General features: G+C 58.7%; 24 protein-coding genes and 2 tRNA genes. 12 read left to right on the top strand and 14 right to left on the bottom strand.

All coding sequences use genetic code 11. The annotated features are described in order from the left end of the window. Positions 1–441: 441 nt before the first annotated feature. The 7 genes from AC0IW7_RS17210 to AC0IW7_RS17180 all read left to right on the top strand — a co-directional run bounded on the left by AC0IW7_RS17210 (position 442) and on the right by AC0IW7_RS17180 (position 5397). Entirely contained in the window at positions 442–1449 is a 1008-nt protein-coding gene (locus AC0IW7_RS17210; protein WP_471819609.1) for a D-cysteine desulfhydrase, read from the top strand. 138 nt (positions 1450–1587) lie between these two features. Then, positions 1588–2388 (top strand): cystine ABC transporter substrate-binding protein, encoded by an 801-nt coding sequence (tcyJ, locus tag AC0IW7_RS17205; RefSeq protein ID WP_471819608.1) that lies wholly within the window; start codon positions 1588–1590, stop codon positions 2386–2388. Positions 2389–2401: 13 nt separating this feature from the next. Further along, positions 2402–3067 carry a cystine ABC transporter permease gene (gene tcyL, locus AC0IW7_RS17200; RefSeq protein WP_163016606.1) on the top strand — a complete coding sequence of 222 codons (666 nt, stop codon included), beginning with the start codon at positions 2402–2404 and terminating at the stop codon, positions 3065–3067. Between the two features lie 7 nt (positions 3068–3074). Continuing rightward, a complete protein-coding gene (gene tcyN, locus AC0IW7_RS17195) occupies positions 3075–3845 on the top strand; it encodes an L-cystine ABC transporter ATP-binding protein TcyN (protein ID WP_471819813.1) in 771 nt (256 codons plus the stop codon). Positions 3846–4046: 201 nt separating this feature from the next. After that, positions 4047–4259 carry a cold-shock protein gene (locus AC0IW7_RS17190; RefSeq protein ID WP_108095560.1) on the top strand — a complete coding sequence of 71 codons (213 nt, stop codon included), beginning with the start codon at positions 4047–4049 and terminating at the stop codon, positions 4257–4259. A gap of 560 nt (positions 4260–4819) precedes the next feature. Next, positions 4820–5056, top strand: a complete 237-nt coding sequence (locus tag AC0IW7_RS17185; protein ID WP_122452914.1) for a hypothetical protein — start codon at positions 4820–4822, stop codon at positions 5054–5056. A 53-nt stretch (positions 5057–5109) separates the two neighbouring features. Further along, on the top strand, positions 5110–5397 hold the full coding sequence (locus tag AC0IW7_RS17180; RefSeq protein ID WP_122493896.1) for a DUF3509 domain-containing protein: 288 nt from the start codon (positions 5110–5112) through the stop codon (positions 5395–5397). A 74-nt stretch (positions 5398–5471) separates the two neighbouring features. On the opposite strand, the gene AC0IW7_RS17175 is transcribed toward AC0IW7_RS17180, so the two are convergent. Both AC0IW7_RS17175 and AC0IW7_RS17170 read right to left on the bottom strand, forming a co-directional pair. Continuing rightward, positions 5472–5765, bottom strand: a complete 294-nt coding sequence (locus AC0IW7_RS17175; protein WP_463536716.1) for a hypothetical protein — start codon at positions 5763–5765, stop codon at positions 5472–5474. Between the two features lie 60 nt (positions 5766–5825). Next, positions 5826–6113 (bottom strand): hypothetical protein, encoded by a 288-nt coding sequence (locus tag AC0IW7_RS17170; RefSeq protein ID WP_471819606.1) that lies wholly within the window; start codon positions 6111–6113, stop codon positions 5826–5828. 448 nt (positions 6114–6561) lie between these two features. Here AC0IW7_RS17170 and AC0IW7_RS17165 point away from each other — a divergent pair, with 448 nt between their 5' ends. Then, complete coding sequence (locus tag AC0IW7_RS17165; protein ID WP_471819811.1) at positions 6562–7857, top strand: flavin-containing monooxygenase; 1296 nt, start codon at positions 6562–6564, stop codon at positions 7855–7857. A 61-nt stretch (positions 7858–7918) separates the two neighbouring features. On the opposite strand, the gene nadE is transcribed toward AC0IW7_RS17165, so the two are convergent. From nadE to AC0IW7_RS17150, 3 genes are read right to left on the bottom strand one after another with little or no spacing between them, the layout of a single operon-like run. Beyond that, positions 7919–8743: an ammonia-dependent NAD(+) synthetase gene (nadE, locus tag AC0IW7_RS17160; RefSeq protein ID WP_471819604.1), complete on the bottom strand. Its 825-nt coding sequence runs from the start codon at positions 8741–8743 to the stop codon at positions 7919–7921. Between the two features lies 1 nt (position 8744). Further along, the gene (pncB, locus tag AC0IW7_RS17155) at positions 8745–9977 is read right to left on the bottom strand and encodes a nicotinate phosphoribosyltransferase (RefSeq protein WP_471819603.1); all 1233 of its coding nucleotides are present in this window, start codon (positions 9975–9977) and stop codon (positions 8745–8747) included. Between the two features lie 10 nt (positions 9978–9987). Further along, on the bottom strand, positions 9988–10635 hold the full coding sequence (locus AC0IW7_RS17150) for a nicotinamidase (RefSeq protein ID WP_471819601.1): 648 nt from the start codon (positions 10633–10635) through the stop codon (positions 9988–9990). A gap of 180 nt (positions 10636–10815) precedes the next feature. On the opposite strand from AC0IW7_RS17150, the gene AC0IW7_RS17145 reads away from it, so the two are divergent. Further along, positions 10816–11523, top strand: a complete 708-nt coding sequence (locus AC0IW7_RS17145; RefSeq protein WP_471819599.1) for an NUDIX hydrolase — start codon at positions 10816–10818, stop codon at positions 11521–11523. 97 nt (positions 11524–11620) lie between these two features. Here AC0IW7_RS17145 and AC0IW7_RS17140 read toward each other — a convergent pair. The 4 genes from AC0IW7_RS17140 to dapA form a co-directional block, all read right to left on the bottom strand. Then, positions 11621–11710, bottom strand: a tRNA-Ser gene (locus AC0IW7_RS17140). Between the two features lie 155 nt (positions 11711–11865). Continuing rightward, positions 11866–12735: a phosphoribosylaminoimidazolesuccinocarboxamide synthase gene (locus AC0IW7_RS17135; RefSeq protein ID WP_463383503.1), complete on the bottom strand. Its 870-nt coding sequence runs from the start codon at positions 12733–12735 to the stop codon at positions 11866–11868. Positions 12736–12859: 124 nt separating this feature from the next. Continuing rightward, positions 12860–13978, bottom strand: a complete 1119-nt coding sequence (gene bamC / locus AC0IW7_RS17130; protein ID WP_471819598.1) for an outer membrane protein assembly factor BamC — start codon at positions 13976–13978, stop codon at positions 12860–12862. An 18-nt stretch (positions 13979–13996) separates the two neighbouring features. Continuing rightward, positions 13997–14875, bottom strand: coding sequence for a 4-hydroxy-tetrahydrodipicolinate synthase (gene dapA / locus AC0IW7_RS17125; RefSeq protein ID WP_122452790.1), 879 nt, complete (start codon positions 14873–14875; stop codon positions 13997–13999). Positions 14876–15042: 167 nt separating this feature from the next. On the opposite strand from dapA, the gene AC0IW7_RS17120 reads away from it, so the two are divergent. Both AC0IW7_RS17120 and AC0IW7_RS17115 read left to right on the top strand, forming a co-directional pair. Continuing rightward, the gene (locus AC0IW7_RS17120; RefSeq protein ID WP_471819597.1) at positions 15043–15603 is read left to right on the top strand and encodes a glycine cleavage system transcriptional repressor; all 561 of its coding nucleotides are present in this window, start codon (positions 15043–15045) and stop codon (positions 15601–15603) included. An 11-nt stretch (positions 15604–15614) separates the two neighbouring features. Continuing rightward, positions 15615–16088, top strand: coding sequence for a peroxiredoxin (locus AC0IW7_RS17115; protein ID WP_471819595.1), 474 nt, complete (start codon positions 15615–15617; stop codon positions 16086–16088). A gap of 66 nt (positions 16089–16154) precedes the next feature. Here the strand turns inward: AC0IW7_RS17115 and AC0IW7_RS17110 are convergent, their stop codons facing one another. Both AC0IW7_RS17110 and AC0IW7_RS17105 read right to left on the bottom strand, forming a co-directional pair. Then, entirely contained in the window at positions 16155–17225 is a 1071-nt protein-coding gene (locus tag AC0IW7_RS17110) for an AI-2E family transporter (protein WP_471819594.1), read from the bottom strand. Positions 17226–17247: 22 nt separating this feature from the next. Further along, positions 17248–17487: a sulfurtransferase TusA family protein gene (locus tag AC0IW7_RS17105; protein WP_471819592.1), complete on the bottom strand. Its 240-nt coding sequence runs from the start codon at positions 17485–17487 to the stop codon at positions 17248–17250. A gap of 97 nt (positions 17488–17584) precedes the next feature. Here AC0IW7_RS17105 and AC0IW7_RS17100 point away from each other — a divergent pair, with 97 nt between their 5' ends. Then, positions 17585–19018: a M48 family metalloprotease gene (locus tag AC0IW7_RS17100; RefSeq protein ID WP_471819590.1), complete on the top strand. Its 1434-nt coding sequence runs from the start codon at positions 17585–17587 to the stop codon at positions 19016–19018. A gap of 80 nt (positions 19019–19098) precedes the next feature. Here the strand turns inward: AC0IW7_RS17100 and nadA are convergent, their stop codons facing one another. The 3 genes from nadA to queC form a co-directional block, all read right to left on the bottom strand. After that, complete coding sequence (gene nadA, locus AC0IW7_RS17095; protein WP_471819588.1) at positions 19099–20157, bottom strand: quinolinate synthase NadA; 1059 nt, start codon at positions 20155–20157, stop codon at positions 19099–19101. Between the two features lie 162 nt (positions 20158–20319). Continuing rightward, positions 20320–20395, bottom strand: a tRNA-Lys gene (locus tag AC0IW7_RS17090). Between the two features lie 54 nt (positions 20396–20449). Further along, entirely contained in the window at positions 20450–21124 is a 675-nt protein-coding gene (queC, locus tag AC0IW7_RS17085; RefSeq protein WP_471819587.1) for a 7-cyano-7-deazaguanine synthase QueC, read from the bottom strand. Position 21125 lies beyond the last annotated feature (1 nt).

The following is a 21125-nucleotide window of genomic DNA, read 5'->3' as shown; positions in this document are numbered from 1 at the left end:
CATTGACTTAATGGGCACAGGAAAAAACTTGAACGCCCTTATAGGATTTTCCGCGTCCTGGAAAGTGCCGCTTCGCAATTGTGCACAAGTTTTGACGCTCGCTTGCTTGGCGCCCTTTTTCAGGGCGCCGAAGTGCCAAAAATAGCTAAAACGCCAGGTGGTTTTCCTACAGCATTCGCTGGAACCCACGGAACTACTGCGCCCGCGCTTGGTCGTCAGCGAAAGGGCTGACATACAGGCATCACGAAAATTTGCTAGCCGCTTCCACGGCAACGCCAGCAAACCGGTTTTCAAGGTGGCATTGCGCCAGACAAAGGCTGCGCTAAAGCTGTGCGCACGGCACAAAAGGCCACTATGACGACGACGAGAATCCGGGTTGTGGCTGATCGGATCGCTGCCTATAGTCCTCTGCTTCCCGCTCCCGATTGCTGACCGGACACCATGATTAGCCACCGCCTCGAAGCCGTTGCCCGCCTACCGCTGTTCACCGCCCCTACCCCGCTTGAACACCTGCCGCGCCTTTCGGCCACGTTGGGTCGCGAGGTGTATTTCAAGCGCGACGACACCACGCAGTTCGCCCTGGGCGGCAATAAAGTGCGCAAGCTCGAATACTTGCTGGCCGATGCTTTGCACAAGGGCGCCGATACGCTGGTAACGGCCGGGGCGATTCAATCCAATCACGTTCGCCAGACGGCCGCCGTCGCCGCGCGGCTGGGACTGGGGTGCGTGGCGCTGCTGGAAAATCCGATCGGCACTTCAGACGCTAATTACCTGAACAACGGCAATCGCCTGCTGCTGGATTTGTTCGGCGCACACATCGAGCCGGTGGCCTCACTCGACAACGCTGACGAGCTACTTCAGCAGAGCGCTGAACGCCTGCGCCAACAGGGCAAGCGGCCTTATGTGGTGCCCATCGGCGGCTCCAATGCGCTGGGTGCCTTGGGCTACGTACGCGCCGGATTGGAATTGGCCGACCAGATAGAGGCCAGCGGCATCACCTTCGCTGCCGTGGTCCTGGCCTCCGGCAGCGCCGGCACCCACAGCGGCTTGGCGCTGGCGCTGGCGGAGCGTTTGCCCACGCTGCCAGTAATTGGCGTAACGGTGTCGCGCTCCGTTGCCACGCAATTTCCCAAGGTGCAAAGCCTGGCCGAACGCACTGCCGAGTTGCTCGGCATGAGTGTGCCGGCGGCGTTCAAAGTAAACCTGTGGGATGAGTATTTCGGGCCCCGCTACGGCGAAGCTAATGCCGGTACGCTGGGCGCGATCAAGCTGCTAGCCAGTCAGGAAGGCGTGTTGCTCGACCCGGTTTACACCGGCAAGGCGTTTGCCGGTCTGCTGGATGGCATTTCCACGCAACGTTTTGACGGTGACGCCCCTCTATTGTTTCTGCACACGGGCGGCGCACCCGCGCTGTTCGCGTATCAGCCTGCCGGAGCAACACACGGCTAAGCACAACCGAAAATCAGGGCCGCCTCGCTTATTCTCCAAAGTGCGGCATATCTACTTTTTTATTATTTAATTGCATAGTATTTTTCGCTCTATAGTTATCCCCACTTCACGCCACTCACCGGTAACAGGGACTCTGCTATGACCATTTCCGCATTGCGCCGCACCTTCATTTTCGGCGGCTTGAGCTTGATGCTCGGCGCTAGCTTTATCGGCACCAGCCAAGCTGCCGACGACCTGCTTCAAACCATTCAGAAAAAAGGCACCATTCAGATTGGTTTGGAAGGCACCTACCCGCCGTTCAACTTTCAGGACGAGAGCGGCAAGCTGACCGGCTTTGAAGTGGAATTTGCCGAAGCAGTGGCCAAGGAGCTGGGCGTGAAAGCCGAGTTCCAGCCCACCAAGTGGGACGGCATTCTCGCGGCGCTCGAATCCAAGCGTCTGGACATCGTGGTCAACCAGGTGACCATCTCGGAAGAGCGCAAGAAGAAGTACGACTTTTCCAGCCCGTACACCGTCTCCGGCATTCAGGTGCTGACGCGCAAAGGTCAGGAAGGCAACTTCTCCAAGCCGACCGATCTGAACGGCAAAAAAGTCGGCGTGGTGCTGGGCACCAACTACGAGCAATGGCTGAAAGAGAACGTGCCGCAAGCTGACATCCGCACCTATGACGACGATGCCAGCCGTAACCAAGACGTGCGCGTGGGCCGTTTGGACGCGATTCTCGGCGACCGCCTGGCCGCGTTTGAGCTGATCGAAAAAACCGGTGACACCCTGGCCGTCGCCGGCAAGCCGTTCGCCCCGCAGGAAGCCGGCATCGCCCTGCGTAAAGGCAACCCGCAACTGCTCGCCGCCATCGACAAAGCCATCGCCAAACTGCGTGCCGACGGCACCTTGCAGAAGCTTTCAGTGAAATGGTTCAAGGCCGACGTAACCCAATGATCGAAGCCCAATAATGGAACAAAGCCTACAACTGGCGCTGAACTCGGCGCCCTTTCTGCTCAAGGGCGCGATGTACACCATCGTGCTGAGCCTGGGCGGCATGTTTTTCGGCCTGTTGCTGGGCTTTGGCCTGGCCCTGATGCGCTTGTCGGCATTGCGGCTGCTGAGCTGGACGTCGCGCATCTACGTGTCGTTCTTCCGCGGCACGCCGCTGCTGGTGCAGCTGTTTATGATCTATTACGGCCTGCCGCAGTTGGGTATCCAATTGGATCCACTGCCGGCAGCGCTCGTGGGTTTCTCGCTGAATATGGCCGCGTACGTGTGCGAAATTTTGCGTGCGGCCATCAGCTCTATCGACAAAGGCCAATGGGAAGCTGCCGCGAGTATCGGCATGACGCGCGCACAAACCTTGCGTCGCGCCATCCTTCCTCAGGCCGCGCGTACAGCTCTCCCGCCGTTGGGCAACAGTTTCATTTCGCTGGTGAAAGACACAGCGCTGGCCGCAACCATCCAAGTGCCGGAGCTGTTCCGTCAGGCGCAATTGATTACCGCGCGAACCTTCGAAATCTTCACGATGTACTTGGCCGCCGCGTTGATTTATTGGCTGCTGGCCACCGCCCTGGCGACGCTGCAAAACCATCTGGAAGCGCGGGTCAACCGCCACAACCATGAGCCATGACAGACCGATGATTGAAGTGCGCGCACTGACAAAAGTGTTCAACGGCCAGACGGTCCTCAAAGGCATCGACCTGGATGTGGCGACGGGCGAAGTGGTGGCCATTATCGGCCCCAGCGGCTCAGGTAAAACCACGTTGCTGCGCTGCCTCAATCTGCTCGAAGAACCGGACAGCGGCAGCATTCGCGTCGGCGATATGTTGATCGATGCGAGCAAGCCGTTGGCCAAACAAAAAGAGCTGATTCGCAGCCTGCGTCAGCGCGTCGGTTTTGTATTTCAGAACTTCAATTTGTTCCCCCATCGCACGGCGCTGGAAAACATCATTGAAGGGCCACTGGTGGTGAAAAAAGAAGCGCGCGCCACCGCAGTTGAACGGGCCCGCGCGCTGTTGGCGAAGGTCGGTCTGGCGGGCAAAGAGGATGCGTATCCACGGCGCTTGTCAGGCGGCCAGCAGCAACGCGTGGCCATCGCCAGAGCCCTGGCCATGCAGCCCGACGTGATTCTGTTCGACGAGCCGACCTCAGCGCTCGACCCGGAATTGGTCGGCGAGGTGCTGGCAACTATTCGCGGTTTGGCCCAAGAAAATCGCACGATGATCATCGTCACCCACGAGATGAGTTTCGCTCGCGACGTAGCCAATCGCGTGGTGTTTATCGACCAGGGCGTGATCGTCGAACAGGGCGAAGCCAAGGCGTTATTTGCCAACCCGCGTGAGGCGCGGACGCAGCAATTTTTAAGCAAATTTTCTGAAAGCAACGGCGTCGCCGACTACGTCATTTAGCCAGTAAATACAGGGTGATTTTCGGCGATGCGAAGGGCTCGCACTCGACGAATAAACCTTGTATGGTGTCGCCACTGTGCTGCTTGTGTCACCGTGAATCGCAATGGAAGCTAGCTCTTGCTCCACGACTCCTTTTACTCTTTGCACTCAGTCCGAACCTGGTCTTTTGACCTCAGTTAACTTTGTTCAAGGAGCTACACCATGTCCAATCGCCAAGCTGGTACCGTTAAGTGGTTCAACGATGAAAAAGGCTACGGCTTCATCACTCCACAATCGGGCGGCGACGATCTTTTCGTACACTTCAAAGCTATCCAAAGCGATGGCTTCAAAAGCCTGAAAGAAGGCCAGTCGGTTACTTTCGTAGCTGCTAAAGGCCAGAAAGGCATGCAAGCTGAAGAAGTTCAGGTTGCCTAATTCAGCCCAGCGCTGAATGTAAAAAGCCCCACTCCGGTGGGGCTTTTTTATGGGCCATCGTTTGTGCGCGACCCGCGACCGCATACGCCGATAACGCAACCGCTGGTCAGACTGATTGGTCACGCCTCAGTTTTTACCGTAGGGTGTCGGCCGGTTAGTACCACGTTTGAAAGTCAATTTACGCCCTCCTCTCCAGCTTCCTCGCTCAACCGAGCCCAGCTGATGCGAAGTGCCTGATGCCAAGTGACCGCTTTTTCGGCACACCTGGCTGGCCTCCAGATAAAGCTTCACCGCCCTCTCCAAGGATCGCCGTGCTGCCTCCAACTCTGCAACGCCAATCTGTCGATTGATCAGGTCCACCACTGGAAACGCACTGAAAGCGTTCCGTGGCACCTGCCCTCCGAAGTACCTACCTGCACGATGAGCACCGCATATTGGCGGAACTTTTAGCGTGCGGTCCTGCTCCGATCAGAGTCATTTGAGCTCGCCCATTTGGCGGCCAATATCGGAGTTATTTTATTAGCGGCAAGACGCCGCACGTGTAGGAACATCTAATAATGATGAATACCCAACCCCAAGTTCAGGATGCAATCAGCACCCTTCGTAACGCCTTCGCCCCTCTGGCCTGCCATATCCAGGCCGTGCGCAATGGCTGCTTCAGCTTCACCATCGTCAACGAACGCGGCGTGGCCCGTCACTGCGAACGCCTGTACCCCGAGCAGTACGAAAACGGCTCGTTGCAGCACGTGATCGACCGCACCCGTCAGTCGCTGGCAACCAAAGGCCTGGCGGCCTGAACCTCCGCAGAGCGGGACGGTCTGAGCTAACTCACCCGCGACGGAGCGCTTATATGCGTCATGTTAATTTCGACCTGCTCGAGAAAGCCTTCCACCCGCTGCGCCCTTCACTCGGCCAGCTCCGCCCCGATGGCAGCGTGGTGTTGACCCTCGCCGACAGCAACGATGAAATGGCCTATAGCCGCGTTATCAGTTCGGATGAAGTGGTCAGCGCCGAGGTGTTCGGCCAGGTGGTTGAAGGTGTACGCCGCGAGCTCTGCGTGCGTGCCGGCTCACTTTCGTCAGAGATGCGCAAGCAGCTGGTGGATAACGCCGGGGTCATGAGTTACATACCGGCCTGATTGCCCGCAGCGCCATAAAAAAACCGGAGCCTGTTTTCACAGATTCCGGTTTTTTTATGCGCGCGTGATACGCGTCAGTGACAGGTAACCACCAAGCTGCGGTACGCATAGTCGCCTGGCTCCATGCCCAGCACGCGGTCATCCGGGGCTGCATCGGCACGCCCCTTTTTGCCGACAACGTCATAGCCGCTCGGGCAGCTCTGCGTAGCTTTCTCGTAGCAGTGTTGCCATTTGAGCGCCTGCCCCGAACAGTCGATGCTCAGCGCCTGATCGCCATCCTTGGTAATCGTTGGGTTGACCGTTGCGCAGCCATTGAGCGCCAGCAATAACGCAGCGCCACCCAGTAATCCCCAGCCCAACTTAGCCATAGTGCTTCCCATGTGAGCGCTCGGTGAGCTTTTGCAAAACCGTAGCCTTTCAATTGACCGCTAACGGCAGAGAACGATCATGTTTCGGCTGGAGAAGCCGTCCGGGTTCAGGCCAAACGGATAATTTTCATCGTAGTCCCCTTCCCCCACTCCCGACTTCGCCAGCACCTTGTACCCGGCAATGCCGCAACTTTTCGCGGCCTCAGCCAGACAGTTTTCCCAAGAGGACGTCAGCCCGGAACAACTGATGTGCAGTCCCGCTTTTTTGCCGTACTTCTTGTGCACCGTAGGGCTCGACGAACAGCCGGCGATCGCCAGTACGGTTAGCAGTATTAAAAGACGCTTCATTCAGTGTCCTTGTGCGGCGCCTGTTTCAGTTTCTGGATGCAAGTACGGTTCTGCTCGTGGCTGCACCTCTGTGGGTGCATGCCATAACCTGTTAATTGCCATCCCTAGCACCGCGCTCACTCCTCAAAACGCCCATTGCTGAGCCTTTCTTGCGAGGATTGAGAGACAAAATCCACGCGCAGTATCTGCTAAAGCCCCAGCCCGGCACAACGCATTGCGCAGCGCTTTAAAGCGACTCCGTACGCTGCGCCTCAGCGTGAACGTCGTTTCACGTAGCCCCGCTTGCAGGGCGCGCCGCGCGGCCTTCGCAGAGGCATCTTTTTCCTAGCTAGCGACTACATAAATCATATTTTCGCTATTTCCTTCCTCTGAACAGAATGCGCCCTATCTCCTCGGTAGTGGCGGCGGCGACCGTTTCGCTCGCCACCGCCGGAAAAGGCCAAACGCCATTCAGAAGGACTGCGATGTGACAGCCGAAAAAATCTCCATCGACACACTGGTAATTGGCGCAGGCCAAGCCGGGATCGCCATGAGCGAACACCTGAACAACCTCGGCGTACCGCATCTGGTCCTAGAGCGAAGCCGTATTGCTGAAGCGTGGCGGTCGGGGCGCTGGGATTCTTTGGTGGCCAACGGTCCGGTGTGGCACGACCGTTTTCCCGGCCTGGAATTCGACGACCTGGAGCCCGAGGCGTTCGCTTCAAAAGAGCGCGTCGCCGACTATTTCGTGACCTATGCGGAAAAATTCAACGCGCCGATCCGCACCGGCGTCGAGGTGAAAAAAGTCACCCGCAACGCGGCACGCGCAGGATTCACCATCGAGACCTCTGAAGGCACCTACGAAGCCAACCGAATCGTGGCGGCAACCGGTCCGTTTCAGCGCCCAGTGATTCCACCGATTGCGCCCACCACCACCGATATCCACCAGATTCACTCGGCTGACTACCGCAACCCGGCGCAGTTGCCCGACGGCGCAGTGCTGGTCGTAGGCGCTGGCTCTTCCGGCGTACAAATTGCCGATGAACTGCAGCGTGCGGGCAAGCAGGTGTACTTGTCGGTAGGCGCCCACGATCGCCCGCCGCGCGCGTACCGCAACCGTGATTTCTGTTGGTGGCTCGGGGTGTTGGGCGAATGGGATGCGCCCGCCAGCAAGCCCGGCAAAGAGCATGTGACCATTGCCGTCAGTGGCGCTCGCGGTGGTCATACCGTGGACTTTCGTGCCCTGGCGAAACTGGGCATCACGCTGGTGGGGCTGACCGACTCGTTCGAGAACGGCGTGGTGAAGTTCAAAGCCGATCTCGCCCAGAACCTGGCCAATGGGGATCAGAACTACCTGTCGCTGCTGGACGCGGCCGACGCCTATATCGCTCGCAACGGGCTCGATCTTCCCGAAGAACCGGAAGCCCGGTTCTTCTTGCCGGAACCAGAGTGCGTAAAAAACCCGCTCCTGCAGTTGGACTTAGCCGAGGCCGGTGTCACTTCGATTATCTGGGCGACCGGCTATGCGGTGGATTACAGCTGGCTGCAAGTGAATGCCTTCGACGCCAACGGCAAACCGCAACATCAACGTGGCGTCTCGAGCGAGCCTGGGGTTTATTTCCTCGGCTTGCCCTGGCTGCTACGCCGGGGCTCGACGTTTATCTGGGGGGTTTGGCACGATGCGAAAATTATCGCCGACCATATCGCCACGCAGCGCAAATACCTCGCCTATCGCGATGCGGCGCAACGGAAAACGCAGGGATAAAAAACGATACCGAGCGCGCTGTACTAGCGCGCTCAATATGACACCGCGGCAAAAAACCGTGTTACGGCGCGAGGGGCAACGCGCGCTTGTGCGCGGTTTTGGCGAATGCGCGCTCGATGATTTCAACTGCCGCAGCAGGTACGTCATTGCCCAACAGATAGTTGTCGATATCTTCGTAGGTGCAGCCGTAAGAATCTTCGTCCAACTTGCCCGGCACCAGCTCTTCCAGGTCTGCGGTGGGTGCCTTGAACACCAGCTCATGGGGCGCGCCTAACGCAGCGCTCACCATTCGCACCTGGCTTTTGCACAACCCACTCAACGGCGCCAAGTCGCACGCACCGTCACCGAACTTGGTGAAGAAGCCCATCAACGCCTCGGCCGCGTGATCGGTGCCAACCACCAAACCGTTGGTGAAGTTGGCGATCGCGTACTGAGCCACCATCCGCGTGCGCGCTTTGACGTTGCCCTTGGTGAAGTCAATGAGCCCCTCGCTCGGCTGCAACCCTTCGATGGCGATGTTGGACATCAGGCCTTCGACACTGTCGGCGATGTTAACGGTGGTGATTTTGTCCGGCTTGATAAAGTCCAGCGAGGCCTGGGCATGATGCTCGTCAGCCTGGGTTTTATAGGGCAGGCGCACGGCAATGAACTGAGCGTCATAACCTTCGTCGCGCAGTTGTTCGGCGGCCAGCTGACACAGGCGCCCGGCGGTCAGCGAATCGACGCCACCACTGATGCCCAGCACCAGCGACTTGCAACCCGAATTGCGCACCACGCCTTTGATAAAGTCGACACGACGAGCAATTTCCGCTTGCTCGCCACCTTTGGCCAACTGGCGGTTTACCCCCAGCTCGCGCGCAATCGCATCTTGTTTTGCCGTGCCCATTTCACACTCCTACCAGTTGCTGTTTGGTGTCGCGTACGCCGAATACGTTCGAGGCGTATTGCAGGAACGAGGCGTCTTCGCAGACATTTTTCACCGGGTCGTCGGAGAACTTCACCACCGGTTCGCCGTGCACCCGCACCAGTTTCATCACAATACTCAACGGCTCTACACCGTCTACGTCACAGGCCAAGCTCGTGCCCATGCCAAAGCCGAATTTCGCCCTGCCGCGAACGTGACGCAGGATGGGCAAGCACTTCTCAAAATTCAGCCCATCGGAAAACATCAGCTCTTTGGTCATCGGGTCGATGCCCAGCTGACCATAGCGGGCCAGCACTTTGTCGGCCCAAACGATTGGGTTGCCCGAGTCCTGGCGCAGCCCGTCGTACAGCTTGGCGAAATACAGATCGAAATCTTTGAGGAAAAAATCGGTGCTGATGCAGTCGGTTAGGGCAATGCCCAAGCGCCCGCGGTATTCATGCACCCAGTTTTCCAATGCCACGTTCTGGCTTTCACGCAAGCGGCTCAGTTGCTGGTGAACCATCAGCCACTGGTGCGCCATGGTGCCAATCAGCGGCAGATCGAACTCATAGGCCAAGTGCCCATTGCTGGTGCCGACAAACACGCCGGGGAAATCGCGGCGCATGATGTCGACCACTTCACGCTGGGCTTTGAACGACAAACGCCGGCGTGTTGAAAAGTCAGACACACGAAAGTCGGCGAGTTCTTCTTTACTGACGTTTTTTTCCAGCCATTCGAACTTCTGATACAGCCGACGCGTGACATCTTCCAACTCGATATCGGCGTATTTCTCGCGGTTACGCAGCTCGCTGACCAAGGCCAACACCGGCTGCTCAAACATGATGCAGTGCAGCATCGGGCCACGGACGCGAATATTCAGTTGCCCATCCACTTCGTTGACCAGGATGTAGCGCAGGTTGAAGCGGAACAATCCTAAAAACTGCTCGAAGTCAGGCGTCAGGTATTCGCGAAAGCGTCGGTTGAACAGGAACCGCAGCTCGTCGTCGCGCATACGCAGTTCAGAGAGCTTCTCCAGTTCTTCGCGGATTTCCGGAATCAGGTGCCCCAGGTTTTCCTTGGAGCGCACGATGAACTGGTATTCCACATCGACGTTCGGGTGCTGGTGCAGCACCGCCTGCATCATGGTGAAGGTGTAGTAGTCGGTATCCAGAAGACTCTGAATCACCCCGCCTTCGCGGCCGTAAGCACTTTCCATGGTGATGTCCTTATTGGCCTTGCAGCAAGGCTAACTGTTCGCGGCTGTTGCTAAGGCGTATGCCCTGCGCCTGCATGTCGGCGACCGCTTGTTGGGCGCCATCTTCGCTAATCGCGCGGCAGGCGGGAAGATGGACAATCACTTCAAACCCTGCGGATGCCAACTGCAACGCAGTGGTCTTCACGCAGAAATCCAATGCCAGACCACCCACGATGACCCGTGAAATGTCCTGACCGCGCAGGTATTCGATAACCCCCGTGGACAGTTTGTTGTGCAAATCGTGGTAGCAGGCGCCGTATGGGTGAAGGTCCGGCTCCACGCCCTTCCACACGAAATAGTCGTACTCGTAGGGAGTCGGCAGCTCATCAAGCAGCGTGAACCCTTCGGTGCCCGGTACGCAGTGGCTCACCCATGTCAGATCAGCGTGCTCAAGGCCGGTCGCCTGCAACATTTCGGAAGGCTGTGCCACCACCCAGGGCGCCATCGGCGTGTGGGCATCTTTGCTGCCGACACGAACGCGGGCAAGGCTCGCCATCACATTCAGCTCGGCGCCAATCAAGTCTCCGCCGGCGACGGGCAATTCATCAGGGCACAGCGGGGTGAAGCTTTTCTGCGCATCAACATCGAAGGAAGCGGTGTTCGTCACGGCACTGTTCATGGCATCTCTCCTGTACACGACTCACAAAGTACACGTCATGTACTTACAGTTCAACACCCGAGTCGTATTTATTTCTTATAAAAGTGCAATCCCCTCAACAAGCTTGAAAAGAAAGTACATGACATATACCTTTCAACGCACCAAAGCGATGCGCCACCACCCTGCCCTGCGGTAACTGAAATGCCAAACCATCGAGAAGAACGAAGCGCCTACCTCCACACCGTCGACCTCTGCGTCGTGCGCTATTGCCGCGACAGCCAGGCGCTGCAGATTCTGCTCAACAAGCGCGAAGCCGAACCGTTTTCCGGGCATTGGGCGTTGCCGGGCATCGTGGTCAATGGCGCGACAGCCGACCTGACCCTGGACGATGCCGTAGACCGCCTGCGCGCCTCCAACAAGGTGGGCATGGCGCTAGCCTACATTGAGCAAGTGGGCACCGTCGGCGATGCGTTTCGCGATCCACGGTGCTGGTCGTCTTCAACCTTCTATCTGGCCATCGCCTACGAAGACGTAGCGCTCAACAGCACCCAGGCGTTTTTCCCGCTGGCTGACGCGTCGGACGCTTCGCTCAAATTGCCTTTCGACCACAACGCCCTAGTGAAGGCGGCACACGAACGGCTGCTGTCGAAATCGCTCTACAGCAGCCTGCCGCTGATGTTCCTCGGCAATGAATTCAGCGCGCCGGAAGCGGTGATGATTTTTTCCCAAGTGCTGGCCCGCCCCGTGCTGAAAACCAGCATGCGACAACGCTTGATGAAAATGACCGAAGCCGGCTATTTGCGCGAAACCGGCCGCAAGAAAAACGGCGACGGCGGACGACCACAGGCGACGCTGGAAAACATCAAGCCTTCCAGCCTGTACCTGTTTGATCGCTGCTTTCTGGAATGAGTTTTTGACAGGGGCGCGCTCACTGCCGACGACCAAACCTCGGAAACGCAAAAGCCCCCGAAACCGTGAAGATTTCGGGGGCTTTCGTTTTAAATGATGGCGGGGAAATAGGGATTCGAACCCTAGGTACCATCGCTGATACAACGGATTTCGAATCCGTCCCGTTCGGCCACTCCGGCATCTCCCCAGCGGCGCGCATGATAACAGCTCAATTGCGATTGGTGAAACCCAAAAATGGAAATTTTTCGCCTGCTTTCAGGCGGTTGCGCTAATTACTGCCACGCCCTCGACTAAACGCAAAAGAGAGGCCGAAGCCTCTCTTTTGCGTTGCAGAGCTGAGCGTTACGCCGTGAGTTTGGTCAGCGCTTCGCGGTATTTGTCGGCGGTCTTCTGCGCGACGTCAGCGGGCACTGCCGGCGCCGGCGGCTCTTTGTTCCAACCGGTGGATTCCAGCCAGTCACGCACGAATTGCTTGTCGAAGCTCGGCGGGTTCTTGCCTTCCACGTAGCTTTCCACGGGCCAGAAACGGCTGGAGTCAGGCGTCAGCGCTTCATCCATCAACGTCAGCGTGCCGTTTTCATCAAGACCGAATTCAAACTTGGTGTCGGCGATGATGATGCCGCGCGTGGCGGCGTATTCCACCGCCGCGCTGTACAGGGCGATGGCGGTGTCGCGAACCTTGGCGGCCAGCTCCTTGCCGATCACCGCCTCGCACTGCTCAAACGAGATATTTTCGTCATGGTCGCCCACCGCCGCTTTGGTCGACGGCGTGAAGATCGGCTGAGCCAGCTTTGACGCTTCCTTCAACCCGGCCGGCAGCTGGATGCCGCAGACGGTGCCGCTCTTTTGGTATTCCTTCCAGCCGGAGCCCACGATGTAGCCACGCACGATCGCCTCCACGGCGACTGGTTTAAGCCGCTTGGCCACCACGGCGCGCCCTTCCACCAACGGCAGCTCGGCCGCTGGCACAACGTCTTCAACGCGGTCGCCAGTGAAGTGGTTGGGCACGATGCCGGCGAGCTTGTCGAACCAGAAGTTGGAGATGGCGGTGAGAATCTTGCCTTTATCCGGAATCGGCTCGGCGAGGATGACGTCGAAGGCGGAGAGACGGTCTGTGGCGACCATCAACATGCGCGCGTCGTCGATTTCGTACAGATCACGAACCTTGCCGGAATAGATTTTCTTCAAGCTCAAGGTGGAGGGAGTGGTCATGGAAAATTTCCGCCTTTATTAAACGAAACAGGCGAAACCACGGGGGTTTCGCCTATTGATCGAGCGAGCTGCAAGGGCTTGGTGGCCCAGTTCCTGCCGCCCCACTGGGACGGCAGGAACATCATCAGCCCAGGTTTTCCTGGATCAAGGCCAGAACGCGGCGGGCCACTTCGGCCGGTGCCACGGTATTGAGGTCTTTTTCCACGGTGACTTGCACGTTGTCGGCGGCTTTGGTCAGGCGCACTTGATAACGCTCGGCACGGGCGTCGACCTCTTCTTTGGTCGGCTCGCTGCTCCACAGACGGCTGAAGAAACCGCGCTCTTTGTCTTTGCTCTCTGCGCCTTCAGCCAGGTTGATGTAGTACACACCCAAGCTGCGGTTGAGGTCGTCGACGCGCACGTTGGCGGTTTCCAACGAACGGCCCACGCTGGACCAAGCGCGGTCGAAGTCGGCACCCAGGTTCAGCACCGGATTGTTGTTGCCGTCTTCGGTCAGGCTGACGCGGCTCGGCGCGTCGAAGTCGCGTGCGGCGAGCAAAGAAACCGAACCGCCCTGCTCAGCGCTACGCGCCATGCTGGCGAGCATTTCGTCGAGCAGCGCAGCGTCGAGGCTGGCGTTGGTCGATTTGTCCGGGAAGGCGACGTCGGCGGTGCTGTCGGCTGGACGCGCGGCACTTACGACATAAATTTCGCTGGTGTTGCGTTGAACGCCTGGCTCGATACGGACGCGAACGCGGGTTTCGCTTTTCGGATCAACATCGGCGACACGGCCGCTAAGGCGACGCGCCATCGGAGCGGACAGTTCTTCGAAACGCTGCCAGTCGGTGCTGAATTCGCCTGTTTGCGGACGGTCTTCGCTAATCCGAAAGCCGTTGTCTTCAAAGAACTGATGAGCCACTGGCCAGACTTCTGCCGGCGGACGCTGCGCTACAAGCCAACGGGCATCGCCGCTTTTTTGCAGGCTGAATTCGCTTGAGTCGGCCTGGGCAGTCAGCGGTTGCGGACGCGGAACGTCGTATTCGCCCTGCACGGTGGAGTCCGCCACGTTACGCGGCACCGGCAGCAACGGGTCGAGCGGTTTGACGTCAAGGCCGGACGGCACTTGCATCGCCGGGCTTTGATGTTGGGTCAGGTAATCACTGCCACGATCACGGAAATAACCATCGTCACCCCACAGCCACCCGCAACCGCTGGTGCTGGAAATGATCACGGCAAGGGCAGAAAATCCGGCCAGTCGCTTCATGCGTAGTGCTTCCTTCAATTAAACCAATACGCCGGACTGGCGCAGGGCCTGACGCAGCGGTTCATGACAACGCGGACTAAGCCAGGTCAGCGGCAGACGGATGCCTTCGACCATCAAGCCCATTTCCTGCAGGGCCCACTTCACCGGAATCGGGTTGGATTCAATGAACAGCGTTTTGTGCAGCGGCATCAGGCGGTCGTTGATCGCCCGGGCTGTCACGGCATCGCCGGCCATCGCCGCGGCACACAGCTCGCTCATCGCGCGCGGGGCAACGTTGGCAGTCACGGAAATATTGCCTTTGCCGCCCATCAGCATCAGTTCGACGGCGGTGGCGTCATCGCCGGAATATACGAGGAAATCACTGCTCACACGGTCCAGCACTTCCTGGCCGCGTTGCAGGTCGCCCGTGGCTTCCTTGATACCAACGATGTTGGAGATCTTCGACAGGCGCTCAACGGTTTCCGGCAGCATGTCGCACACGGTGCGGCCCGGAACGTTGTAGAGAATCTGCGGAATGGCCACGGCTTCAGCGATGTGGCGGAAGTGTTGATACAAGCCTTCCTGGGTCGGCTTGTTGTAGTACGGGGTGACCAGCAGGCAGGCATCGGCGCCGGCGGTCTTGGCGTTGGTGGTGAGCTCGACCGCTTCGCGCGTGGAGTTCGCCCCCGTGCCGGCAATGACCGGAATACGGCCGGCGACCTGATCGACTACGCGGCGGATCACTTCGATGTGTTCGTTGACATCCAGGGTCGCCGACTCACCGGTGGTGCCGACCGCGACAATGGCGTTGGTGCCTTCTTGCAGGTGGAAGTCCACCAGCTTGCTCAGCGCGTCCCAATCAAGACGACCCTGCGCATCCATAGGCGTGACCAGTGCCACCATACTGCCCGCAATCATGCAACCGCTCCTGCCGGAAAAAGAGAGCCGTAATGGTACTGGCGCCACCTGCCTTGCACAAGCGAAGTACCGCGCTATGAGCATTCCCCTCAGCGACAGTTTTCGCTAACCTTCCGGCTTTGATCGACAGTTAACCTGCCGACCGCTCATCGCTTTAGGAATGCTGCATGTCCACCCCCATCGTCCGCGAACAATTCCTTGTCATCAGTGCACTTGGCACCAACCCGATGGAGCTGACCAACATTCTCTGCCGCACTTGCCATGAGAACCGTTGCGCCGTGGTCAGCACGCGGTTGAGTCGTCATGGCGAATACAGCGCGCTGGTCGTTCAGGTGTCGGGTAGCTGGGACGCTTTGGCCCGCCTGGAAACCAGCCTGCCATCGCTGTCGAAAAAGCACGCCTTCACCGCTAGTGTGGTGCGCAGCGCAGCCGCTGAAATTCGTCCTCAGGCGCTGCCTTACGTCGCGTACGTCAGCTCGGCGTACCGTCCCGACATCCTTAATGAGCTGTGCCAGTTTTTCCTCGACCACAATGTGGAACTGGAAAATCTCACCTGCGACACCTACCTGGCGCCGCAAACCGGCGGCACCATGCTTAACGCCACGCTGACCGTCACGCTGCCTGCCGGCACGCAAATCAGCTGGCTGCGCGACCAATTCCTCGACTTCGCCGACGCGTTGAACCTGGATGCCCTGATCGAACCCTGGCGCCCACAAACGCCTGCATAAGGAATTCCCGCATGAGCGTTTCCCTCGACCAGGCCGTGGCCGACTTCACCGTGCCGGCAACCAGCGGCAAGCAAATTACCCTCTCAGCGCTCAAAGGCCAGCAGGTGGTAATTTATTTCTACCCCAAAGACAGCACGCCGGGCTGCACCACCGAAAGCCAAGGCTTTCGCGATCAATACGCAGCCTTCAAAGCGGCCAACACGGAAGTGTTCGGCGTGTCGCGCGACAGCTTGAAGTCGCACGAGAACTTCAAGTGCAAACAGGAGTTCCCCTTCGAGCTGCTGTCGGATAAAGACGAAGCGCTGTGTCAGTTGTTCGACGTGATCAAGCTGAAGAAGCTGTACGGCAAGGAATACCTGGGCGTGGATCGCAGCACGTTTCTGATCGACGCCAATGGCGTATTGCGTCAGGAATGGCGCGGCGTGAAAGTGCCTGGACATGTCGATGCCGTGCTGGCTGCGGCGCAGGCGCTGAACGGCAACTGAGCAGCACGGTTGGCCTACGAAAAAGCCCGGCCAAATGCCGGGCTTTTTTGTGCGTCCGAAATGGGCTTACATCAGCGGCGCCACTACCGGTTCCTGCCGAGGCCAGGCATCGAGCAAGGCCTTGCACAGCGTGGCCAACGGAATGGCAAAGAAGATGCCCCAGAAACCCCACATGCCGCCGAACAACAGTACCGCGCAGATGATGACCACCGGATGCAGGTTCACCGCTTCTGCGAACAACAGCGGCACCAATACGTTGCCGTCCAATGCCTGGATGATCCCGTACACCGCCATCAGGTAGATGAACTGATCGCCCCAGCCCCACTGGAACAAAGCAATGAGGGCGACCGGCACGGTGACCACCACGGCGCCGACATAAGGCACCACAACAGAAAGCCCGACCAACAGCGCCAACAGCGCGGCGTAGTTCAGGCCCAAGGCAATGAACGCCACGTAGGTGGCGCCACCACAAATCAAAATCTCGATAACTTTGCCGCGGATGTAGTTGGCGATTTGCTGGTTCATTTCCCGCGCCACTCGGGTGATCAGCGTGCGCTCACGGGGCAAATAACTGCGCATCCAACGCGCGATCAACCCGCCGTCTTTTAAAAAGAAAAACACCAGAATCGGCACCAGCACCAGATAAATCATGGCATTGACCAGCAAGGGCAGGCTGGACAGCGAAACGGTCAGCGCCATCTGGCCAAAGCTGCCAATCTCATTGCGCACCACTTCTATAAGGTGGAGCACCTGCTCATCGGAAACCAATTGCGGGTAACGCTCTGGCAACAACAGCAGAAGCGATTGCCATTTGCCCAACATGCCCGGCAGCTCGTTGAACAGCTTGATTACCTGCTGCCAGAGCAAAGGCACCATCACCAATAAGCAAACGCCCAGCAACCCCATGAAGCAAGCGAACACCACCCACACCGCCGCCACCTTCGGCACTCGCAAACGCTGCAACGTACGCACCAGTCCCTGCATCAGAAACGCCAGAACCAAGCCCGCCAGCACCGGCGCGAGCATGCCGCCGAACGTCAGAATGACCGCGAACGCGACCACCAGCAGCACGGCAAGCACCACCGCTTCCTCGTCCGAGAAATAGCGCTGCACCCAATTGCGTAACACGTTGAACATCACAATTCCTTAACGGCTTGAGCTAGGCCTTTTGCAACCAGTAGCGGTATACCCCAGCGTCCACTTCCTCATGCAGCAGCGTATGACCGGCAAGCCTGGCGAAGGCGCGGAAGTCACGCTGCGAGCCGGCATCGGTGGCGGTGATTTTCAACACCGCGCCACTGGCCAGGCGATTGAGTTCGAGTTTGGCCTTGAGCAGCGGCAGCGGGCAATTCAAGCCGCTGGCGTCCAGTTCGGCGTCCACGTTCACAGCATCACTCATCGAATCGGGCTCCAAAATCGGTGGATCAGGATACCGAGGTGGTCAGCCGACCGCCATGGCGGCTACAGTAGCGACTTTGCCGCCAAGAGCTCCGTGCATGAATCTTCTGCGCCCCACTCTGCTGTCACTTGCCTGCTTGCTCGCCTCCCCCGCCATCGCCGACGAGCTGCCCTCGCTGGGTGATTCAAGTTCGTCGATCGTGTCGCCGGAGCAGGAGTTTCAACTGGGCCGCGCCTGGCTCAGCGTGGTGCGCAGCCAGGTGCCGCAGCTGAACGACCCGCAGCTCAAAGCGTTCGTGGAAAGCAGCGTGTACAAGCTCGCCGAAACCAGCGACCTGCATGACCATCGCTTGGTGTTCATCCTGATCAAAGACCCGCAGATCAACGCCTTCGCCGCACCCGGCGGGGTCATCGGGGTAAACGGCGGTTTGTTTCTGTACGCGCAGACCGAAGCCGAATATGCCGCCGTACTGGCGCACGAATTGGGTCACTTGATTCAGCGCCACTACGCCCGAGGCTTGCAGGCTCAGCAGCAAATGCAGATTCCGGTGATGGCGGCGATGCTCGCCGGCATTATCGCGGCGGCAGCCGGTGCCGGGGACGTCGGCATGGCAACGATCATGGGCACGCAGGCGGCGGCCATCCAGAACCAGCTGCGCTTCTCGCGGCAAAACGAACAAGAGGCCGACCGCGTCGGCGTGGTCAATCTTGAGCGCGCCGGTTACGACCCGCGCGCCATGCCGAACATGTTCGAACGCATGGCCCGCCAATACCGCTACGACAAACGTCCGCCCGAATTCTTGCTGACTCACCCGGTGACCGAATCGCGTATCGCCGACACCCGCAACCGCGCCGAACAATTCGGCGCGACCGGGCGTGAAGACACCCTGCAATATCAGCTGATGCGCGCACGGGTTCAGCTCACCTTTGAAGAAACGCCGGGCATCGCCGGCAAGCGCTTCCGCGCCATGTTGCAAGACGACCCTGGCATGGACGCCGCCCGCTACGGCCTGGCCCTGGCGCAAGTGAAGAACGGCCAGCTCAACGAAGCCCGCGACAGCCTGGCGATATTGCTGAAGAAAGACCCCAGCAACATCACCTATAACCTGGCGCAGGTTGACTTGGACATCACCGCCAACCGCCTGCCGGATGCCAAGCAGCGCGTCGACAAAATGCTCAGCCAGTTCCCAGACGACTACCCGCTGCAACAAAGCCGCATCGATTTACTGTTGAAACAGAACCAGGCACCGCAGGCGCAGAAAGCGCTGGAAGAACTGCTGAAAGCACGGCCAAACGACCCGGATGTTTGGTACCAAATCGCCGAAGTACGCGGCCAAGCGGGCGACATCATCGGCCTGCATCAAGCGCGTGCCGAGTATTTCGCCTTGATGGCTGACTTTGACCAGGCGCTGGAACAGCTGGACTTTGCCAAACGCCGCGCCATCAACAACTTCCCGCTGGCCTCGAAAATCGACGCCAGACAGAAAGAGATCATGGAGCAGCAGCGCATGATCAAGCAGTTGATGCGCTAAAAAGCATCGCGACGCCACTCCTACAAACCTGTGCAACCTGTAGGAGCGGCTTCAGCTGCGATAGCCGCAACGCCAATCCATCAAGCGTTACCAACCACCTTCAACCGCGCCGCCTGAGTGAAATCCAACATACGTTTGAGCGGCTTGAGCGCGCGCGGAATCAACGCCGGGTCAACGAAGATTTCGTTGCTGCCCTCACGCAAACATTGCAGCGTGCGCTCCAGCGTATTCATCGCCATCCACGGACAATGCGCGCAACTGCGGCAGGCCGCGCCATTACCGGCAGTGGGCGCCTCGATAAAAATCTTATCGGGGCACAGCTGCTGCATCTTGTAGAAAATGCCGCGATCTGTGGCGACGATAAAGGTTGAGTTCGGCAACGTTTGAGCGGCCTTGATCAACTGACTCGTCGAGCCCACCGCGTCGGCCAAGTCGATCACCGACTCCGGCGACTCGGGGTGCACCAGAATGGCGGCGTCCGGGTACAGCGCCTTCATGTCTTCGAGCTGCTTGGACTTGAACTCTTCGTGAACGATGCAGGCACCGTCCCAGAGCAGCATGTCGGCGCCGGTTTGTTTCTGGATATAGCGACCTAAGTGTTTGTCGGGCGCCCAGATAATTTTCTCGCCGTTATCCATCAGGCTCTCGACAATTTCCAGCGCGCAACTGGAGGTCACCACCCAATCGGCACGCGCCTTAACGGCGGCCGAGGTGTTGGCGTACACCACCACCGTGCGCTCGGGATGCTGGTCGCAAAATGCAGAGAATTCGTCTACTGGACAGCCGAGGTCCAGAGAACAAGTCGCCTCCAGCGTTGGCATCAATACGCGCTTTTCAGGGTTGAGAATTTTCGCGGTCTCACCCATGAACTTCACGCCCGCCACCAGTACGGTTTTGGCCGAGTGCTGGTTGCCGAAGCGCGCCATTTCCAGCGAGTCGGACACACACCCACCGGTTTCTTCGGCCAACGCTTGAATCACCGGATCGCAATAGTAGTGCGCGACCAATACCGCATCCTGCGCCTTCAGCTCGGCCGCAATTTCGGCGCGCAGGCGCGCTTCTTCTTCCGGCGAAAGCGGCTTGGGTTGTTTGGCATCGAGGTGTGCCTGAACCAACAGGCGTTCGGAAATCTGGGTCATGTCATCAGGCTCTGAATATGCTTTCAGTGGGGCGGAGTATACCCGCCCGAATGTCAGCGCAAGCGCGCGGCAAGAATAAAACTGGGACGACAGAAACGAAAAAACCCGGAACATTCGCTGTGGAATGTTCCGGGTTTTCCGGTCCTTCTTGCGAAGGAAATATGGTGGGTCGTGTGGGACTCGAACCTACGACCAATTGGTTAAAAGCCAACTGCTCTACCAACTGAGCTAACGACCCGCGGTGTGCATAATACTGATTTAATTCATAAAATCAACAGCATGCGGTAAAGATTTAGAAATATCGCGTAGGGTCTTTCACCCCAGCCTCGGCAAACCCGGCAGCACGCAAACGGCAACTGTCGCACTTACCGCACGCGCGGCCGTCGTCGTCGGCCTGATAGCACGAGACCGTCAACCCATAATCGACGCCCTGCGCCATGCCTGCCTGAACGATCTGCGCCTTGCTCAAAAATTGCAGCGGCGCCTGAATACGAAAGCCCTGCCCTTCCACGCCCGCCTTGGTGGCCAGATTGGCCATGCGCTCGAACGCCTCGACGAACTCGGGGCGGCAATCGGGATAGCCCGAATAATCCACAGCGTTAACGCCGATAAAAATATCCCGCGCGCCCAGTACCTCAGCCCACCCCAGCGCAAGCGACAGGAACACGGTGTTGCGCGCCGGCACGTAGGTCACCGGAATGCCTTCGCCTGGCGACTCGGGCACGGCGATGCTGCTGTCGGTCAACGCCGAACCGCCCATGCCGTTGAGGTTCAGGCCAATCACTTTATGTTCGATGACGCCGAGCTGCTCGGCCACGCGTTCTGCGGCTTGCAGCTCGGAACGGTGACGCTGGCCATAGTCGAAACTCATGGTGTAGCAGGCGTAACCGTCGGCCTTGGCCATCGCCACAACGGTGGCGGAGTCGAGGCCGCCGGACAGCAGAATTACCGCTTTTTTCGTCGTCATG

This window comes from Pseudomonas sp. AC229, assembly GCF_979254655.1.
The sequence above is the reverse complement of the archived record's forward strand: the minus strand, read 5'-3'. Positions and strand labels throughout refer to the sequence as shown.

Excerpts from the sequence above, each read along its gene's own strand:
- AC0IW7_RS17210 (WP_471819609.1), top strand. The coding sequence starts at position 442 with ATGATTAGCCACCGCCTCGAAGCCGTTGCCCGCCTACCGCTGTTCACC.
- tcyJ (WP_471819608.1), top strand. The coding sequence starts at position 1,588 with ATGACCATTTCCGCATTGCGCCGCACCTTCATTTTCGGCGGCTTGAGC.
- tcyL (WP_163016606.1), top strand. The coding sequence starts at position 2,402 with ATGGAACAAAGCCTACAACTGGCGCTGAACTCGGCGCCCTTTCTGCTC.
- tcyN (WP_471819813.1), top strand. The coding sequence starts at position 3,075 with ATGATTGAAGTGCGCGCACTGACAAAAGTGTTCAACGGCCAGACGGTC.
- AC0IW7_RS17190 (WP_108095560.1), top strand. The coding sequence starts at position 4,047 with ATGTCCAATCGCCAAGCTGGTACCGTTAAGTGGTTCAACGATGAAAAA.
- AC0IW7_RS17185 (WP_122452914.1), top strand. The coding sequence starts at position 4,820 with ATGAATACCCAACCCCAAGTTCAGGATGCAATCAGCACCCTTCGTAAC.
- AC0IW7_RS17180 (WP_122493896.1), top strand. The coding sequence starts at position 5,110 with ATGCGTCATGTTAATTTCGACCTGCTCGAGAAAGCCTTCCACCCGCTG.
- AC0IW7_RS17175 (WP_463536716.1), bottom strand. The coding sequence starts at position 5,765 with ATGGCTAAGTTGGGCTGGGGATTACTGGGTGGCGCTGCGTTATTGCTG.
- AC0IW7_RS17170 (WP_471819606.1), bottom strand. The coding sequence starts at position 6,113 with ATGAAGCGTCTTTTAATACTGCTAACCGTACTGGCGATCGCCGGCTGT.
- nadE (WP_471819604.1), bottom strand. The coding sequence starts at position 8,743 with ATGGGCACGGCAAAACAAGATGCGATTGCGCGCGAGCTGGGGGTAAAC.
- pncB (WP_471819603.1), bottom strand. The coding sequence starts at position 9,977 with ATGGAAAGTGCTTACGGCCGCGAAGGCGGGGTGATTCAGAGTCTTCTG.
- AC0IW7_RS17150 (WP_471819601.1), bottom strand. The coding sequence starts at position 10,635 with ATGAACAGTGCCGTGACGAACACCGCTTCCTTCGATGTTGATGCGCAG.
- AC0IW7_RS17145 (WP_471819599.1), top strand. The coding sequence starts at position 10,816 with ATGCCAAACCATCGAGAAGAACGAAGCGCCTACCTCCACACCGTCGAC.
- AC0IW7_RS17135 (WP_463383503.1), bottom strand. The coding sequence starts at position 12,735 with ATGACCACTCCCTCCACCTTGAGCTTGAAGAAAATCTATTCCGGCAAG.
- bamC (WP_471819598.1), bottom strand. The coding sequence starts at position 13,978 with ATGAAGCGACTGGCCGGATTTTCTGCCCTTGCCGTGATCATTTCCAGC.
- dapA (WP_122452790.1), bottom strand. The coding sequence starts at position 14,875 with ATGATTGCGGGCAGTATGGTGGCACTGGTCACGCCTATGGATGCGCAG.
- AC0IW7_RS17120 (WP_471819597.1), top strand. The coding sequence starts at position 15,043 with ATGTCCACCCCCATCGTCCGCGAACAATTCCTTGTCATCAGTGCACTT.
- AC0IW7_RS17115 (WP_471819595.1), top strand. The coding sequence starts at position 15,615 with ATGAGCGTTTCCCTCGACCAGGCCGTGGCCGACTTCACCGTGCCGGCA.
- AC0IW7_RS17110 (WP_471819594.1), bottom strand. The coding sequence starts at position 17,225 with ATGTTCAACGTGTTACGCAATTGGGTGCAGCGCTATTTCTCGGACGAG.
- AC0IW7_RS17105 (WP_471819592.1), bottom strand. The coding sequence starts at position 17,487 with ATGAGTGATGCTGTGAACGTGGACGCCGAACTGGACGCCAGCGGCTTG.
- AC0IW7_RS17100 (WP_471819590.1), top strand. The coding sequence starts at position 17,585 with ATGAATCTTCTGCGCCCCACTCTGCTGTCACTTGCCTGCTTGCTCGCC.
- nadA (WP_471819588.1), bottom strand. The coding sequence starts at position 20,157 with ATGACCCAGATTTCCGAACGCCTGTTGGTTCAGGCACACCTCGATGCC.
- queC (WP_471819587.1), bottom strand. The coding sequence starts at position 21,124 with ATGACGACGAAAAAAGCGGTAATTCTGCTGTCCGGCGGCCTCGACTCC.